Source organism: Caulobacter sp. SL161 (assembly GCF_026672375.1).
In the GTDB taxonomy this organism is placed as follows: domain Bacteria; phylum Pseudomonadota; class Alphaproteobacteria; order Caulobacterales; family Caulobacteraceae; genus Caulobacter.
Map to the genome: position 1 here is coordinate 2,607,208 of NZ_JAPPRA010000001.1, position 15,659 is coordinate 2,622,866.

The following is a 15,659-nucleotide window of genomic DNA, read 5'->3' on the forward strand; positions in this document are numbered from 1 at the left end:
CCACGCGGGGGACGATTCGCTTACTTGTTGGTCGGTTGCAGCGCCGCGGCGCCCGGAACTTGCTGGTCCAGACGTTCACGGTCGAAGGTCAGGGTCTTGATGCGCGCATCAAGAGCCGCCACCACGGCGTCGGTGATGTCCATGGCCGGGTTGGCCAGCATCACGGCTTCGCGGTCCAGAAGGACGCTGCACTTTTGCGCCTGATAGACCTGTTGGATCGGCGTGTTCAGTTCCTGATAGACGCGCGAGAGCGCCTTTTGCTCAGTCGCTTCAACTTCCTTCTGGCGCAGCTGACCCTTGCGCTGCCAGGCGTTGGCCTTGGCTTGCAGGGTCGCGGCCTGCTGCTCCAGGGCGTCCTGGGCGATGGTCGTCTTCTTGGCGTCCAGAGCCTTGGCTTCGTTATCCAGCGCAGTGCGCTCGCCGGTCAGTTCGGCGTTGACCTGCTGGATGATGGTCTTCAGACGCGCATCGACAGCCTTGCCGACCAGCGAGCTGCCCACAGCGCGCGGGCTCGAGAAGATGCAGACTCCCGGCAGAGCCGGGCCGTGCGTGACGGCCGGAGCAGCGGGAGCGGCAGCCGAAGCCGTCTGGGCCGAGGCGCTGGACGCGATGGCGAGGGCGACGACGCTGGACGCGGCCGCAGTCAGAAACTTGGACATGTCTATTGGAACCTTGTGGAGGTGGAGAACCGGAACGTTTCGGTTCGGTCGTAGTCTTCCTTGGACAGGATGCGGCTGATGTCGAAGCGAATGGGACCCATGGGGGACTTCCAGTCGATCGAGATACCCGCCGAGGCACGCAGGCCAAGGTTATCCTTGATGTTCGGATCGAAGACGCCAGGCGACTTCTGACGATCCACGTCATCCAGCAGACCGGCCGTACCCACGTCGCTGAACAGCGCGGCCTTGATGCCGTACTGCTCAGGCAGGAAGGTCGGTACGGTCAGCTCGAAGGTGCTGATGGCGTAGAGCTTCGCGCCCATCGAATTGTAGGAGCTCGAGATGTCGCGCGGGCCGATACCGGCGATCTCGAAGCCGCGGAACGAGGTGCCGCCGCGATAGAAGCGGTCGTTGATGCGGACATTGTCGCCGCCCCAACCCTCGATGTAGCCGACCGAGCCGGTCGCGCTGAACACCAGGTCCTTGGTGAAGCCCCAGTACCAGCCCGCGTCTGCTTCGGTCTTCAGGTACTTCACGTCCCCGCCCAGGCCGGCGAGGTCCTGATTCAGGTCGGCGAACCAGCCACGGGTCGGGTTGAGCGGATCGTTCCGCTTGTCGATGCGCAGGCCGTAGCCGATCAGCGAGGTGATGTAGGCGCCGCGCTGCAGGCAGAGGATCTGAGACACCGAGCCGCTGGCGCAGAGACTGTCGGCAACGCTCACCTCGTCCTGACGGACCGTGTAGCGCAGGCTCATCGACGAGTCGTTGGTCAGCGGGAAGCCGACACGGACGTCGCCGCCGACCGACTTGGTGTCGTAAGCGGCGAACTCCGACAGGTCATAGCGGAAGGTGTACAGATTCAAGCCCGCGACCAGGTTCCGGCCTAGGAAGCGCGGCTCACTGAAGCCGAAATCGATCTGTTGGCGCAGCGAACCCACCGACGCACGCGCGCGGAGGTTCTGACCGCGACCGCGGAAGTTCCGTTCGGTGATGCCCACGTCAAGCACCAGCTTGTCGATCGAGCTGTAGCCGGCGCTGAACGACAGTTCACCGGTAGGCTGCTCCTCGACCTTGACCCGCAGGCTGGTGCGGTCTGGGGCCGAGCCGGGCGCGTCCTCGATCTCGACTTCCTTGAAGAAGCCTAGGCGGCGCATGTTGTTCTTGGAGCGATCGACCAGAACGCGGTTGTAGGCGTCGCCTTCGGCGACCTCCAGCTCGCGGCGAAGCACATAGTCGAGCGTGCGGGTGTTGCCGACGATGTCGATGCGGTCGACATAAACGCGCGGCCCTTCGCGGACCTGGAACACCACATCGACGGTCTTGGTCTCGCGGTTCGGGACGTAGCGCGGACGCACGTCCACGAACGCGAAGCCCGCGGCGCCGGCCGCGAAGGTCAGAGCGTCGGTCGCCTGCTCGATCCGCTCGTCCTCATAAAGCTGCCCGGTGCGGACGGGCAGGATCTGCGCCAGCAGATTGCCGTCCAGCTTCTTGAGCTCGGTCTCGACGGTGATCTTGCCGAACTTGTACTTGGGCCCTTCCTCGAGGGTGTAGGTGACCGCAAAGCCGTTCTTGTCCGGCGCCAGCTCGGCCACCGAAGAGATCACGCGGAAATCGAAGTAGCCCCGATTGCGATAGTGCTTGCGCAGCTGCTCGCGGTCGTACTCGATCCGATCAGGATCATAGTTATCGTTGCTGGTCAGGATCTTGTACCAGCGGCTTTCCTTGGTGACGATGACGTCGCGCAGATCGTTGTCCGAGTACTCGGCGTTACCCAGGAAGTTGATCCCGAGCACCCCGCTCTTGGCGCCTTCGTTGATCTCGAACACCAGGTCGACGCGCTTCTGCGGCAGCTCAACCACCTTGGGCGTCACCGTGGCCGAAATCCGGCCGGAACGGCGATAGAGCTCGATGATCCGCTGAACGTCGGCCTGGACCTTGGCGCGCGTGAAGATACCGCGCGGACGGATCTGCACCTCGTCCTTCAGCTTGTCTTCCTTCAGGGACGAGTTCCCCTCGAAGACCACCTGGTTGATGATCGGGTTTTCCACGACCTTCACCACCAGGTCGCCGCCCAGCATTTCGATCTTCACGTCCGCGAAGAGATCGGTGCGCGCCAGGGTCTTCAGCGCCAGGTCGAGGCGCTGGGAGTCGACCGTGTCGCCGGGCTGGATCGGCAGATAGGACAGCACCGTGCCCTGCTCGATCCGTTCGTTGCCCTGCACCAGGATGCGCTGCACCACGCCCGTCTGGGCCGCTTGAGCGAAGGCCTGTTGCGGCGCCACCAGGGCCGTCGAGCCGAGGAGCAGCGCCATACCCGTGGCGAACGCGGCGCTTTGGGCGCGAAGTTTGTTCATGTGACCAATCATGGACGGAGGACGGACGTTCACGTGAAAAGTCCGCCGATGAATTTGAACACGTCGTAGCGGTTGAGGTCGTTCCACGCCGCGAACAGCATGAAACCCAGGATCAAGGCAAGCCCCGCCCGGAAGCCGGCGGCCTGGAACTCGGCCCGCAGGGGCCGCTTGGCCACCGCCTCATAGGCGTACATCACCAGGTGACCGCCATCGAGAACCGGAATCGGCAACAGGTTCATGAAACCGATGCTGACCGACAGGCTGGCGATCAGCCAGAACTGCGAATAGATCAGTCCAATCGCCAAGGCCTTGCCGTTCGGAGCCTGCTCGACAACGCCGTTGGTGACCGCGCCGGCGGTGTGACCAATGCCGATGATCCCGCTGATCTGATCCGCCGGAAGCTGTCCCATCAGCAGGCGGCCCAGATAGAAGGCGATCGTCTTGATCATGTCCCAGACCTCGGCGGTCGCGTCGGGGATCGCACTGAGCAGCGACGAACGCTCAAAACGACCGCCCGGCGCGCTGCGCAGGCCCAGCTCGCCCACCTTCACGCGGCCGCTGATCTCGTTCTGGCGCTCCACCAGGCGCGGCGTCGCGGTCAGATGCACCGTGCGCCCTTCCCGCTCGACCGCGAAGTCGATCGGCATGTTCGCCCGCAGCGCCACATAGCCCTGGATGTCCTGGAAGGATCGGATCTGGCGGTTGTCGGCCTTCAGGATGACGTCACCCGGCTTGAAGCCGGCGGCGGCCGCCGGCGTTCCAGCGACAACCTCACCGACGGCCGTCGACGTCTTCTGGGCGCCGAACGACACCAGGATCACGGCGAAGACCAGGATCGCCAGGATGAAATTCGCCATGGGACCAGCGACCGCGATAAAGGCGCGCTGCCAGACCGGCTTGAAGTGGAAGTAGCGATTTACAGCATCGTCGCCCTCGCGACGGCGGATTTCGTTCCGCATCGCGTCGAGGTCGTTCTGGTCGGGCACGCTGGCGGCGTTCTCATCGCCTGCGAAGCGGACGTACCCGCCGAGCGGTATCGACGCCACGCACCATTCGACGCCGTGCTTGTCGCGCCAGGAAATCAGCGGCGCGCCAAATCCGATGGAAAAGCGCTCGATGGCCACGCCGCAAGCGCGCGCAGCCCAATAGTGTCCGAGCTCGTGCACCGTCACCACGACGGACAGCACGAACACCAGCGACACAAGCATGATCAGAAAGCCGATCATCGCGCGAAAATACTCTCCCCGGTCAGGCCCGCTGACGCTTCTGCGCGACAACCTCGGCCGCAATGCGGCGAGCGCTGCCATCGATCAACATGGCGGTCTCGACAGCGTCGCTTTCCGCGACGGAGAGGTCACCCAGGCTGTTCATACGCTCCAGGGTCCCCGCCACCGCGCCGGCAATATCGAGAAACCCGATACGGCGGTCAAGGAAAGCAGCCACGGCCACCTCGTTGGCGGCGTTCATCGCCGCCGGCGCGCCTCCGCCCAGCCTCAGCGCGTCGCGCGCGATCCCGATTGCGGGGAACCGCTCCACGTCCGGCGATTCGAAGGTGAGCTGGCCGTAGGCGGCAAGATCAAGGCGCGGCGCAGGCCACGGCAGACGATCCGGCCATGAGAAGGCGCAGGCGATCGGCGCGCGCATGTCCGGCGGGCCAAGCTGCGCCAAGGTCGAGCCGTCGACATACTCTACGAGGCTATGGATCACCGATTGCGGATGGATCACGACGTCGACGCGGTCTTCCGGGGTTGCGAACAGATAGGACGCCTCGATCATCTCGAGACCCTTGTTCATCATCGTCGCGGAATCGACCGAAATCTTGGCGCCCATCGACCAGTTCGGGTGAGCGATCGCCTGCTCGGGCGTCGCGCGGGCCATCGCCGCCTTGTCCCAGGTCCGGAAGGGCCCGCCAGAGGCCGTCAGGATCAGGCGTGATACGCGGTGCGCGCACTCGGACTGAAGCACCTGAAAAATGGCCGAGTGTTCCGAGTCGACAGGAATGATCGACCCGCCGGCGGCCTTGGCGATGGCCAGCAGCGCCGGCCCCGCGCAGACAAGGCTCTCCTTGTTGGCCAGTGCGATCACAGCGCCCGTGCGCGCGGCGGCGACCGTCGGAGCCAGACCCGCCGCGCCGACGATCGCCGACATGACCCAGTCCGCGCCCATGGCCGCAGCATCGCGAACCGCGTCGGCGCCGGCGGCCGCCTCGACGCCCGTACCGGCCAGACCGGCGCGAAGATCCGCAAGACGGGTTTCGTCCTCGATGACCGCCAGGGCAGGCTTCCAGCGCCGCGCCTGCTCGATCAGGCGATCGACATTGCGACCGGCGGTGAGCGCCAGGATCTGAACCGGCGCACCGGACTCTTCGAACAGGCTCAAGGTCGAAAGGCCGATCGATCCGGTCGAGCCTAGCACCACCACCTTGCGGGGAGAGGTCAATGCCCCCATCCGATCTGGTCGATCAGCCGCACGGCCGCGATCACAATGGCCGCGAACATCAGCCCATCGACCCGGTCCAGCAGCCCGCCATGCCCGGGAATGAGATCGCCACTGTCCTTGACGCCGAACCGACGCTTGAGCATCGACTCCCAGAGATCGCCCGCCATCGTCGCCAGACCGCCCAGCAGACCGATCAGCGCCGCCGCCTGCCAGACTAGATCAAGCTTGGCCAGTGAGGCGACAACGATCGCGCCGATGGTTGCGGCCGCAAGACCGCCGACGAAGCCCGCCCACGTCTTGTTGGGCGAGATGCGCGGCCAGAGCTTCGGCCCCTTGAAAATGCTGCCCGCGACATAGGCGAAGATATCGGCGAACCACGTCACCACAAACAGCAGCAGAGTCCACCAAAGCCCGTCATCCAGCGATCGCACCCAGACCATCGCGATCACCGCCGGCGCGATATAGACCACGCCATAGGCGGCGTCGGCGCGCCGCTCCACGGCGCCGCGCGCGATCAGGCCAGCCAGGAACGATCCCGCCAGAACAACGGCCCAGGCGACCAGAAACTGCTGCAGGAACGCCGCGACGACGGCGATCCCGCAGAAGACGCCGACCACGGCGCCGACGGCGTTCGGCGCCTTTGGCGCGCTGATCCGTCCCCACTCGCGAGCCAGAAGCCCGACGCACACCAGAGACAGGGCCATGAACCAGTAACCACCGAGCCATACGGCGGCCACGACGGTGGGAACGAGCACGGTCGCCGAGACCACGCGCGTTCGAAGATTGCCCCAGTTGAAGCGCTTAGCCGGCGACGGCGACGTCATCGGCAGCGACCCCTCCATACCGGCGGTCGCGACCGCGATACTCGGCGATCGCCGCCGCAAGAGCCTCGGGGCCATAGTCCGGCCATAGAACGTCCTGGAAGACGAGCTCGGCGTAGGCGCAGTCCCAAAGAAGGAAGTTCGAAATCCGACGCTCGCCGCTGGTGCGAACAATCAAATCCGGCGGCGGCGCAGATGCGGTGGAGAGGAACTGCTCGAACGTCTTCTCGTTCAGGTCCGAAGCCTTTGCTTCACCTCGTTCAACCCGCTCGGCGAAGGCGCGCGCGGCGTCGGTGATATCGGCTTGCCCGCCGTAATTGAACGCGACCTGCAGGACGAAGGCAGAGTTCTGCGCCGTACGCCGCTCGGCGCGTTCGATCACCTCGGCGATATCCGGGGAGAGGCCCGTGCGACGCCCGATGATGCGGACGCGCACGCCGGCCTTGGCCAGTCGCTCCAGGTCCGATTCGACATAGGCCTTCAGCAGCCCCATCAACTCGGAGACCTCCTGCGGAGGACGACTCCAGTTCTCGGTCGAGAAGCCGAAAACCGTCAGAACACCGACATTCTGGTTTTGAGCGCCCTCGACGGTGCGCTTGAGGGCGTTGACGCCCGCGCGATGCCCGAGCACGCGCGGCATGCCACGCTGCTTAGCCCAGCGGCCGTTGCCATCCATGATAATGGCCACGTGCAGTCGCTCCGTGGACGCCTGCCCCCCGGCGCGTCCCGAAACGTCCTGCGGACCGGTGGTCGCCGGCATTCGCTTCAACCTTCCCTCTACGCTCCCCATGAAAACTCGCGATGCGGGCGACTAGACCTGCATGATCTCATGTTCCTTGGTTTTCAAGGCCTCGTCGATGCGCTTGATGGCGTCGTCGGTCATCTTCTGGACCTCCGTTTCCATCTTCTTGCGCTCGTCCTCGGCGATGGCCCCGTCCTTCTCGGCCTTCTTCAGATCGTCGTTGGCGTCACGACGAACGTTACGCACGGCGATCTTCTGCTGCTCGGCGTACTTGCCGGCGATCTTCTGCAGATCACGACGACGTTCCTCGGTCAGCGGCGGGATCGGGATACGCAGATTCTGGCCTTCGACGACCGGGTTGAGGCCCAGGCCCGACGCGCGGATCGCCTTCTCAACGGAAACGACGACACCACGGTCCCAAACGCTGACGTTGATCTGGCGGGGCTCAGGCACACTGACGGAAGCCACGGCGTTCAGCGGCGTCGTGGAGCCATAGGCCTCGACCATCACCTGATCGAGCAGGCTGGCCGAGGCGCGTCCGGTGCGCAGGCTGCCGAACTCTTCCTTCAGGGCGGAAACGGCCTTGTCCATGCGGTCGCGATAGCGCGACAGGACGGGTTTTTCGGCGGCGGCCATGTGGCTCTCCTCGCTAGACTTTATCTTCAGGCGGCGCGGTCTTCGGCGACCACGGTGTGGGTCCCCTCGCCTCGCAGGACGTTCAGCAGGTTGCCGCGTCCCTTGATCGAGAAGACCACGATCGGAATGTTGCTGTCGCGCATGAGCGCGACGGCCGAGGCGTCCATGACGCGCAGGTCCTTGGCCAGCACGTCCATGTAGCTCAGGCGGTCGTAGCGCTGGGCCGTCGGATCCTTCTTGGGATCGGCGGTGTAGACGCCATCGACGCTGGTGCCCTTGAACAGCGCATCGCACTGCATCTCAGCGGCCCGGAGCGCCGCCGCAGTGTCGGTCGTGAAGAACGGGTTGCCCGTCCCCGCGGCGAAGATCACCACGCGCCCCTTCTCGAGATGGCGCTGGGCGCGGCGGCGGATATAGGGCTCGCAGACGGTGGCCATCGGGATCGCCGACTGCACGCGCGTTTCCACGCCGATGCGCTCCAGCGCGTCCTGCATGGCCAGCGCGTTCATGACCGTGGCCAGCATGCCCATATAGTCGGCGCTCGACCGCTCCATGCCCTTGGCGGCCCCAGCCATACCGCGGAAAATGTTGCCACCGCCGATCACTAGGCAAAGCTCGACGCCCGACTTGACGATCTCTGCGACGTCCTCGGCGACGGATTGAACCGTGTTGGTGTCGATGCCGTAGGGCGTATCGCCCATCAGGACCTCGCCGGACACTTTGAGCAGGATGCGGCGATATTTCTGGGGCGCGCTGGTATCGGACATGGGACCGCTATTCCTGAGTCGTCGGCACGCACATTACGTGCGTTCTACAGAAGTGGGATGGGTTTTGCCAACCAAGCTGCATGCGCCGGATGGCAGGCGTGAAAAGGGCGCGGCGCGCGTCGAACGCGCCGCGCCCAATTTATCGATCCGACGCTATGCCGCGCCGGCGATCAGACCTTAGGCCTGACCGGTCATCGAGGCGACTTCCGCCGCGAAGTCGTCTTGCTTCTTCTCGACGCCTTCACCCAGGGCCAGACGCGTGAAGCCCTTCACGGCGACCGGAGCGCCCAGAGTCTTGGCGGTTTCGGCGACCAGCTGCTCGACGGTCTGATCCGGGTTCATGACGAAAGCCTGCTTCAGCAGCACGACTTCTTCCAGGAACTTGCGGATACGGCCTTCGATCATCTTCTCGACGACGGCGGCGGGCTTGCCCGACTCCAGCGCCTGCTCGGTGAACACGGCCTTTTCACGTTCGATGGCGGCCGGGTCCAGATCGTCCGGCGACAGCGACAGCGGCGAGGTCGCGGCGACGTGCATCGCGATCTTGCGGCCCAGCTCGCGAAGGGCGGCCTTGTCGCCGGTCGACTCGACGGCCACCAGCACGCCGATGCGGCCGAGGTCCGGCGCGGTGGCGTTGTGGATGTACGAGGCGACGACGCCGTTCTCGACCGTCCACTTGGCGGCGCGACGGACCATCATGTTCTCGCCGATCGTCGCGATCAGGTTGGTCAGGTGGTCTTGAACGGTCTCGCCACCGGCCAGCTTGGCGGCGGTGATCGCGTCGACCGAACCGTCGGTGCCCAGCGCAGCACCTGCGATCTGACGGGCGGCGCCTTGGAACAGGTCGTTCCGCGACACGAAGTCGGTTTCGGCGTTCACTTCGACGGCCGTGGCGGTTTCGCCAGCGCCTTGCTCGGCGGTGGCGATGGCCACCAGACCTTCGGCGGCGGCGCGGTCAGCCTTCTTGGCGGCCTTGGACAGGCCCTTGGCGCGCAGCCAGTCGATGGACGCTTCGATGTCGCCGTTGTTCTCAGCCAGCGCCTTCTTGCAGTCCATCATGCCGACGCCGGACTTTTCGCGCAGTTCCTTGACGAGGGCGGCGGTGATCTCAGCCATCGAAAATCTCCAGATTCAAACGGTTGGCGACCGAGCTTGTTAGCTCGCCAAATCGATAAAGAGTTGGGACCGGACTACTTAGCCCGGTCCCATGTCAGGGTCGCGACGGTCCCCGCACGAAGCGGGGACTCGTGGGAAATCAGCCTTCGGCCGATTCCGGGGCCGCTTCGGCGGCCGGAGCTTCCGGCGCCAGTTCGCGGGCCAGGGCCGGCTCGACCGGAGCCACCGAGGCGCCGAGGTCCACGCCAGCAGCGGCTTGACCGGCGGCCAGGCCGTCCAGGACGGCGTCGGCGATCAGGTCGCAGTACAGCTGCAGGGCGCGAGCGGCGTCGTCGTTGCCCGGGATCGGATAGGTGATGCCGTCCGGATCGCAGTTGGTGTCGAGGATGGCGACGACCGGGATGTTCAGCTTGCGAGCTTCCAGGATCGCGATCGCTTCCTTGTTGGTGTCGATCACGAACATGATGTCGGGGATGCCGCCCATGTCCTTGATGCCGCCCAGCGACAGTTCCAGCTTGTCGCGTTCGCGGGTCAGCTGCAGCAGTTCCTTCTTGGAACGACCTTGGGCTTCACCAGCCAGAACGCCTTCCAGCTCGCGCAGACGCGCGATCGAGCCCGAAACGGTGCGCCAGTTGGTCAGGGTGCCGCCGAGCCAGCGGTGGTTCACGTAGTACTGGGCGCAGCGCTTGGCGGCCGTGGCGACCGGGTCGCTGGCCTGACGCTTGGTGCCGACGAACAGCACGCGGCCGCCGGCGGCGGCGACTTCACGGACCTTCACCAGGGCCTGGTGCAGCAGCGGGATCGTCTGCGACAGGTCGATGATGTGGATGTTCGAGCGCGAACCGAAGATGTAGCGGTCCATCTTCGGGTTCCAGCGGTGCGTCTGGTGGCCGAAGTGAGCGCCGGCTTCCAGGAGCTGACGCATGGAGAATTCGGGAAGAGCCATCGGGCCTTAATCCTTTTTCCGGTTGAACCTCCGTGGACACCCCCGTTCCAGACCATTCTGGAGCGGGACCGGAACGGCGACGCCGGGATGTCTCCCCGGTGCGGCCGAACGTCCACGTGTGGAATGGCCGCGCAGATAGTCGCTGTTGCGCGAAAAGGCAAGCCCGGTCTTCGGCGATCGGGCGTGGCGATATGCCCCCGCGAGACGATCAGCCGCACCGTGCGGCCGCCTTCGTCCACAGAAACTGCGGGCGGTGTCGCAAATCTTCCACGGGAGCGTGGCTCCATACTGACGCTTGTGGCGGAGATGACAATGCTCGCGGTGTTCTACATGGACGGCACGTTGCTGGATGGCGACTCGACCGCGACGTGGCTGTGGGAACGCGTCAAGCAATCGCCGGCCCGTCTGCTGGCCGCGCTGGCCGTTCTCCCCCTCGCCCTGCCCATGGTCGCCCTGCCCTTCACGCGCCGGGCCGGCGCATCGGTCCTTCTTTGGATCGCGACGGCCGGTCTTAGCGAGCGCCAACTTGCCGCGTCATGCGAGCATTTCGCTCAGGCGTTCAGGGGCGGACGCAACAGCTTGACCTGGAAGACGCAAGCCTTGAGCGTTCTGGAGGATCACGCCCGGGCAGGCGACCGTATCGTGGTGGTCACCGCGGCGCCGGCCTGCCTGGCCAAGGCCCTGCTCGACACCCTCGATCGTCCGGTCGAACTGCTCGGGACATCGCTCAAGCCCCTCTTGGGCGGTTGGGTCGCAGACATCCACTGCCGTCACCAGCGCAAATGCCAGGCCTTGGCGCAAGCGGGCCATGGGGCGCACTGGACTTACGCTTATACCGACAGCCTGGATGATCTGCCGCTGTTGCGCGCCGCCGAGCGGCCGGTGATCGTCAAGGGCGGCAAGGCGGCCGAGCGAAAGCTGCTTCGCGCCGGCCTGCAGAACGCCCGGGCGGCGGCTTGGTAAGGCCAAGACGCGCGCCAAGACAGAACGCCCGCGCACAAGAGGCCCCGGGCTTGAGGCGACGGGCGCCCTGAGGCCTGAGGCCTGAGGCCTGAAGACCTGTGAAGGTGCTTTGGCCTTCGCGCAAGCGCTTGCTGTCGCGGTCCCGATGGCGGCGGAGAGGCGCGGCGGGCCGGGGAGCGTGAAGGGCCGCTGTTAGAACGCCTTTCCGTCTACAGGCTGAGGCTTCAGCGCAAACACATCGACGCCGTCCAGGCACCGGAGATTGACCGCGATCACTTCCTGGCCGTTCGGCGCGGTCCCCCGTCCGAACGATTGAATACCGCAGGTGCGACAGAAGAGATGCGCCACCCGATGCGCATTGAATCGGAACTCTGTCAGAGCGTTCTCGCCTCGCTCCAACACGAAGGACGCGGAATCCGCAAAGGCCAGCACCGAACCGAGCTTGCCGCAGCGCGAACAGTTGCACTGCATAGAGTCGTCGAGCTCAAGATCGACCGTGAATCGAACCTGACCGCATTGGCAGCCGCCCTGATGTTGCGCCAACGTCTTTCTCCAGGCTCGAGCCAGCTCTTCCACAGCGTGCGATCTACTCCTAAGACCACAAATATAGGAATATTTTCCTAAACGTCTTCCAGCAGCGCCACCCCGGGCGCGGTCTTCAGCGCACCGCGCAGCGCCGCATCGAGTGTATAACGCCCAGGCAGCCGGAGCTCGATTTCTCGGCCGCCGCCGATCGCGGCGACGAAGGTGACCTCGCCCCCCTTCTGCGCCTGGGCGGGCTCAAGGCGGCGCTTCAGGGCGTCGATCTCGGCGGCGGACGGTGACAGGTGGACCCTCAGACCCGCCACGACGTTCTCCACCGCCTTCTCGATCGGTTCGGCGTCATCACCGAAGAAACGCACCTCGCCATCTCTCGCCTTGGCGCGAACCTTGATGGCCACGGCCTTCCCAGGCTCTAGGACATCTCGGCACTTGCGCAGAGACTCCGGGGGATAAAGCACCTCGTACTCGCCGGTGGGATCGGAGAGGGAGACGAAGGCGAACTTCTCGCCGCTCTGGGAGGCTCGCTCCTGGCGGCGACGCACCACGCCGCACATCCGGAAGGCCTCAGCCCCGGCCTCGGCCTGGGCCATGGCCTCGGCCAGCATGACCGTGCGGCGACGGCGCAGCATGCCGACCATGTCCTCAAGCGGGTGGCCGGTCAGGTAGAAGCCGACGGCCGACAGTTCCTCGTCCAGCAGATCGACCTGGTTCCAGTTCTCGGTCTTCGACAGACGCGGGCGACCAGCGCCGGGGTCGGAGCCGAACAGGCCGCCCTGCCCGCCCTGGCGGTCGGCGTGACAGCTCTGGGCGTGGGCGATCAGGACGTCGGCCGAGGCGACGATCTGGGCGCGGTTCTTGTGGATCGAGTCGAAGGCTCCGGCCCGCGCCAGGTTTTCAATCGCCCGCTTGTTGACCTGCTTGGGGTCGATACGCTCGACGAAGTCGAAGACGTCGCGGAACGGCCCGCCCTCTTCGCGCACCGCCACCAGATGCTTCATCGCCTCGAGGCCGACATTGCGGATGGCGCCCAGCGCATAGAGCACCTCGCCGTTCTCGACCTCGAAATCGGCGCCCGACCGGTTCACGTCCGGCGCGCGCACCGTGATCCCGAAACGCCGCGCATCCTGGTGGAAGACCGCCAGCTTGTCGGTGTTCGACAGATCCAGGCTCATCGACGCCGCGAAGAACTCGACGGGCGTGTTGGCCTTCAGCCAGGCGGTTTGATACGAGATGAAGGCGTAGGCGGCGGCGTGCGACTTGTTGAAGCCGTACCCGGCGAACTTGGCGACCAGTTCGAAGATCGAGCCGGACTGCTCCTCCGGAACGTTCTTTTCCTTGGCGCCGGAGACGAAACGGATCTTCTGAAGATCCATCTCCTCCTTCTTCTTCTTGCCCATGGCGCGACGCAGAAGGTCGGCTTCGCCCAGGCTGTAGCCCGCCAGGATTTGGGCGATCTGCATCACCTGTTCCTGGTAGACGATGACGCCGTAGGTCTCTTTCAGCACGGCCTCGAGCGACGGATGCAAGGTGTCGACAGGCTTTCGACCGAACTTACAGTCGACGAAGGTGTCGATGTTATCCATCGGGCCCGGACGATAGAGCGAGATCAGCGCAGTGATCTCTTCGATCGAGCCGCAGCGCATCTTGCGCAGCGTATCGCGCATGCCCTGGCTTTCGAGCTGGAACACCCCGACCGTCTGGCCAGAAGCGAGCAATTCGTAGGTCTTGGCGTCGTCGAAGGGCAGCTTGCCGAGGTCGATCTCGAAACCGCGTTTCTTGAGGTGCTTCACCGCCCGGTCCAGCACCGTCAGCGTCTTCAGGCCCAGGAAGTCGAACTTCACCAGACCGGCGCTCTCAACCCACTTCATGTTGAACTGGGTGGCAGGAAGATCCGAGCGCGGATCCTTGTAAAGCGGCGTGAGCTGCGTCAGCGGCCGGTCGCCGATCACCACGCCGGCGGCGTGGGTCGAGGCGTTGCGGAACAGGCCTTCCAACTGCAGCGCGACGTCCAGACAGGCTGAGACGTTGGCGTCTTCCTTCTTGGCCTGCTTGAGGCGCGGCTCCAGATCGATCGCCTGGGCCAGGGTCACCGGCGCGGCCGGGTTGTTCGGCACCATCTTGCAGAGCCGGTCGACGAGACCCAGAGGCAGTTGCATCACGCGCCCCACGTCGCGCAGCACCGCGCGCGCCTGCAGCGAGCCGAAGGTGATGATCTGCGCCACGCGATCGCGGCCGTACTTCTCCTGCACGTAGGAGATCACCTCTTCGCGCCGCTCCTGACAGAAGTCGACGTCAAAGTCGGGCATCGAAACCCGCTCGGGATTGAGGAAGCGCTCGAAGAGCAACCCGAACCGCAGCGGATCCAGGTCGGTGATGGTCAGCACCCAGGCGACGAGCGAACCCGCGCCTGACCCCCGGCCAGGGCCGACGGGGATACCATGCGCCTTACCCCACTTGATGAAGTCCGACACGATCAGGAAGTAGCCGGGGAAGCCCATCTTCTTGATGATGCCGAGCTCGAAATCGAGCCGCTTCCAGTACTCCTCCTCGGGGGCCGAAAGCGTCAGGCCCTCAAGGCGCATCTTCAGGCCCTCGCGGGCCTGGTGCTCGAGCTCCTCGGCCTCGTTGCGGCCATCGCCGGTCGGGAAGCTGGGCAGGATCGGGTCGCGCTTGTGCACCATGAAGGCGCAGCGCCGGGCGATGTCGAGGGTGTTGTCGCAGGCTTCCGGCAGGTCGGCGAACAGCTTGCGCATCTCGTCCGCCGGCTTGAACCAATGCTCGGGCGTGACGCGCCGCCGCTCGTCCTGACCGACAAACGCGCCGTCGGAGATACAAAGCAGCGCGTCGTGCGCCTCGTAGAAGCCCGGCTTAGCGAAATAGACGTCGTTGGTCGCCACCAGCGGCACGTCGTGATCGTACGCCCAGTTGACGAGACCCGGCTCCGCCGCCGCCTGGCGCGGCAGCCCGTGGCGCTGCAGTTCGACATAGAAGCGGTCGCCGAACACGCGATGCATCTCGGCCAGGGCCGCCGAGGCCTCGGCGGTCTTGCCGGCGGCGAAGAGAGCGTCGACGGGCCCATCGGTACCGCCCGACAGCAGGATCAGGCCCTCGCTGTATTCAGCCACCTTGGCCCAAGGAACGACCGGCTCCGGCAGTTCGGCGCTGTCGAGATAGGCGATCGACGACAATTCGGAGAGGTTGAGATAGCCCCGCTCGTTCTGGGCCAGCAACATGACGGTCGGCGCCCGCGCCCAGCGCTCGGTCGGGCCTCCGCCGATACCAACCACAGGAATGGCGCAGCCGATGATCGGCTGCACGCCCGCATCCTTGGCGTAGGAGGAATATTCGAGCGCCCCGAACAGGTTGGCGCGGTCAGCAAGGCCGGCGGCCGGCATCTTGGCCTCGGCGGCCAGCTTGCCGATCTGGTCGGCCTTGATGGCGCCTTCCAGCAGCGAATAGGCCGAACGGACCCGCAGGTGGACGAAGCCTTGCCCCTCCCCGTCCGACATGAGCGACCTCCGCTAGATCATCGCCAAGCGACGACTCAGGCCACGAGATTGGCCACCGTGCACATCATCCAGACGAAGCCGACCACAGAAACAAGGGCGAAAGACTCACGCGCGACACGGATCATCGGAACCTCCACAAATTTCTTGTTTTGTTCCATATTCCG

General features: G+C 65.2%; 14 protein-coding genes. 1 reads left to right on the forward strand and 13 read right to left on the reverse strand.

What is annotated here, in order from left to right; all coding sequences use genetic code 11:
* Nucleotides 1-20: 20 nt before the first annotated feature.
* The 10 genes from OVA11_RS12655 to rpsB form a co-directional block, all read right to left on the reverse strand.
* Entirely contained in the window at nt 21-659 is a 639-nt protein-coding gene (locus tag OVA11_RS12655; protein WP_268067717.1) for an OmpH family outer membrane protein, read from the reverse strand.
* Nucleotides 660-661: 2 nt separating this feature from the next.
* Entirely contained in the window at nt 662-3,025 is a 2,364-nt protein-coding gene (gene bamA, locus OVA11_RS12660; protein ID WP_268068969.1) for an outer membrane protein assembly factor BamA, read from the reverse strand.
* A gap of 17 nt (nt 3,026-3,042) precedes the next feature.
* Nucleotides 3,043-4,239: a M50 family metallopeptidase gene (locus OVA11_RS12665; protein ID WP_268067718.1), complete on the reverse strand. Its 1,197-nt coding sequence runs from the start codon at nt 4,237-4,239 to the stop codon at nt 3,043-3,045.
* Between the two features lie 22 nt (nt 4,240-4,261).
* Nucleotides 4,262-5,461, reverse strand: coding sequence for a 1-deoxy-D-xylulose-5-phosphate reductoisomerase (gene dxr, locus OVA11_RS12670; protein ID WP_268067719.1), 1,200 nt, complete (start codon nt 5,459-5,461; stop codon nt 4,262-4,264).
* Nucleotides 5,449-6,294: a phosphatidate cytidylyltransferase gene (locus OVA11_RS12675; protein WP_268067720.1), complete on the reverse strand. Its 846-nt coding sequence runs from the start codon at nt 6,292-6,294 to the stop codon at nt 5,449-5,451. Before OVA11_RS12675 ends, dxr begins: the two co-directional genes overlap by 13 nt.
* Nucleotides 6,254-7,033 (reverse strand): polyprenyl diphosphate synthase, encoded by a 780-nt coding sequence (uppS, locus tag OVA11_RS12680; protein WP_268067721.1) that lies wholly within the window; start codon nt 7,031-7,033, stop codon nt 6,254-6,256. Before uppS ends, OVA11_RS12675 begins: the two co-directional genes overlap by 41 nt.
* A 51-nt stretch (nt 7,034-7,084) precedes the next feature.
* Nucleotides 7,085-7,651: a ribosome recycling factor gene (gene frr / locus OVA11_RS12685; protein WP_010919786.1), complete on the reverse strand. Its 567-nt coding sequence runs from the start codon at nt 7,649-7,651 to the stop codon at nt 7,085-7,087.
* A 26-nt stretch (nt 7,652-7,677) separates the two neighbouring features.
* Nucleotides 7,678-8,418, reverse strand: a complete 741-nt coding sequence (gene pyrH / locus OVA11_RS12690; RefSeq protein ID WP_268067722.1) for a UMP kinase — start codon at nt 8,416-8,418, stop codon at nt 7,678-7,680.
* A 177-nt stretch (nt 8,419-8,595) separates the two neighbouring features.
* Complete coding sequence (gene tsf, locus OVA11_RS12695; RefSeq protein WP_010919788.1) at nt 8,596-9,534, reverse strand: translation elongation factor Ts; 939 nt, start codon at nt 9,532-9,534, stop codon at nt 8,596-8,598.
* Nucleotides 9,535-9,673: 139 nt separating this feature from the next.
* Entirely contained in the window at nt 9,674-10,480 is an 807-nt protein-coding gene (gene rpsB, locus OVA11_RS12700) for a 30S ribosomal protein S2 (protein WP_066683419.1), read from the reverse strand.
* Nucleotides 10,481-10,792: 312 nt separating this feature from the next.
* On the opposite strand from rpsB, the gene OVA11_RS12705 reads away from it, so the two are divergent.
* Nucleotides 10,793-11,443: a haloacid dehalogenase-like hydrolase gene (locus tag OVA11_RS12705; RefSeq protein WP_268067723.1), complete on the forward strand. Its 651-nt coding sequence runs from the start codon at nt 10,793-10,795 to the stop codon at nt 11,441-11,443.
* Nucleotides 11,444-11,635: 192 nt separating this feature from the next.
* Here OVA11_RS12705 and OVA11_RS12710 read toward each other — a convergent pair whose 3' ends face one another.
* Genes OVA11_RS12710 through sidA form a run of 3 tightly spaced genes read right to left on the reverse strand, consistent with a single transcriptional unit; the run spans nt 11,636 to nt 15,620 of the window.
* Complete coding sequence (locus tag OVA11_RS12710) at nt 11,636-12,019, reverse strand: GFA family protein (RefSeq protein WP_268067724.1); 384 nt, start codon at nt 12,017-12,019, stop codon at nt 11,636-11,638.
* A gap of 44 nt (nt 12,020-12,063) precedes the next feature.
* Nucleotides 12,064-15,495 carry a DNA polymerase III subunit alpha gene (dnaE, locus tag OVA11_RS12715; RefSeq protein WP_268067725.1) on the reverse strand — a complete coding sequence of 1,144 codons (3,432 nt, stop codon included), beginning with the start codon at nt 15,493-15,495 and terminating at the stop codon, nt 12,064-12,066.
* Between the two features lie 35 nt (nt 15,496-15,530).
* Nucleotides 15,531-15,620: a cell division inhibitor SidA gene (gene sidA, locus OVA11_RS12720; protein ID WP_268067726.1), complete on the reverse strand. Its 90-nt coding sequence runs from the start codon at nt 15,618-15,620 to the stop codon at nt 15,531-15,533.
* Nucleotides 15,621-15,659 lie beyond the last annotated feature (39 nt).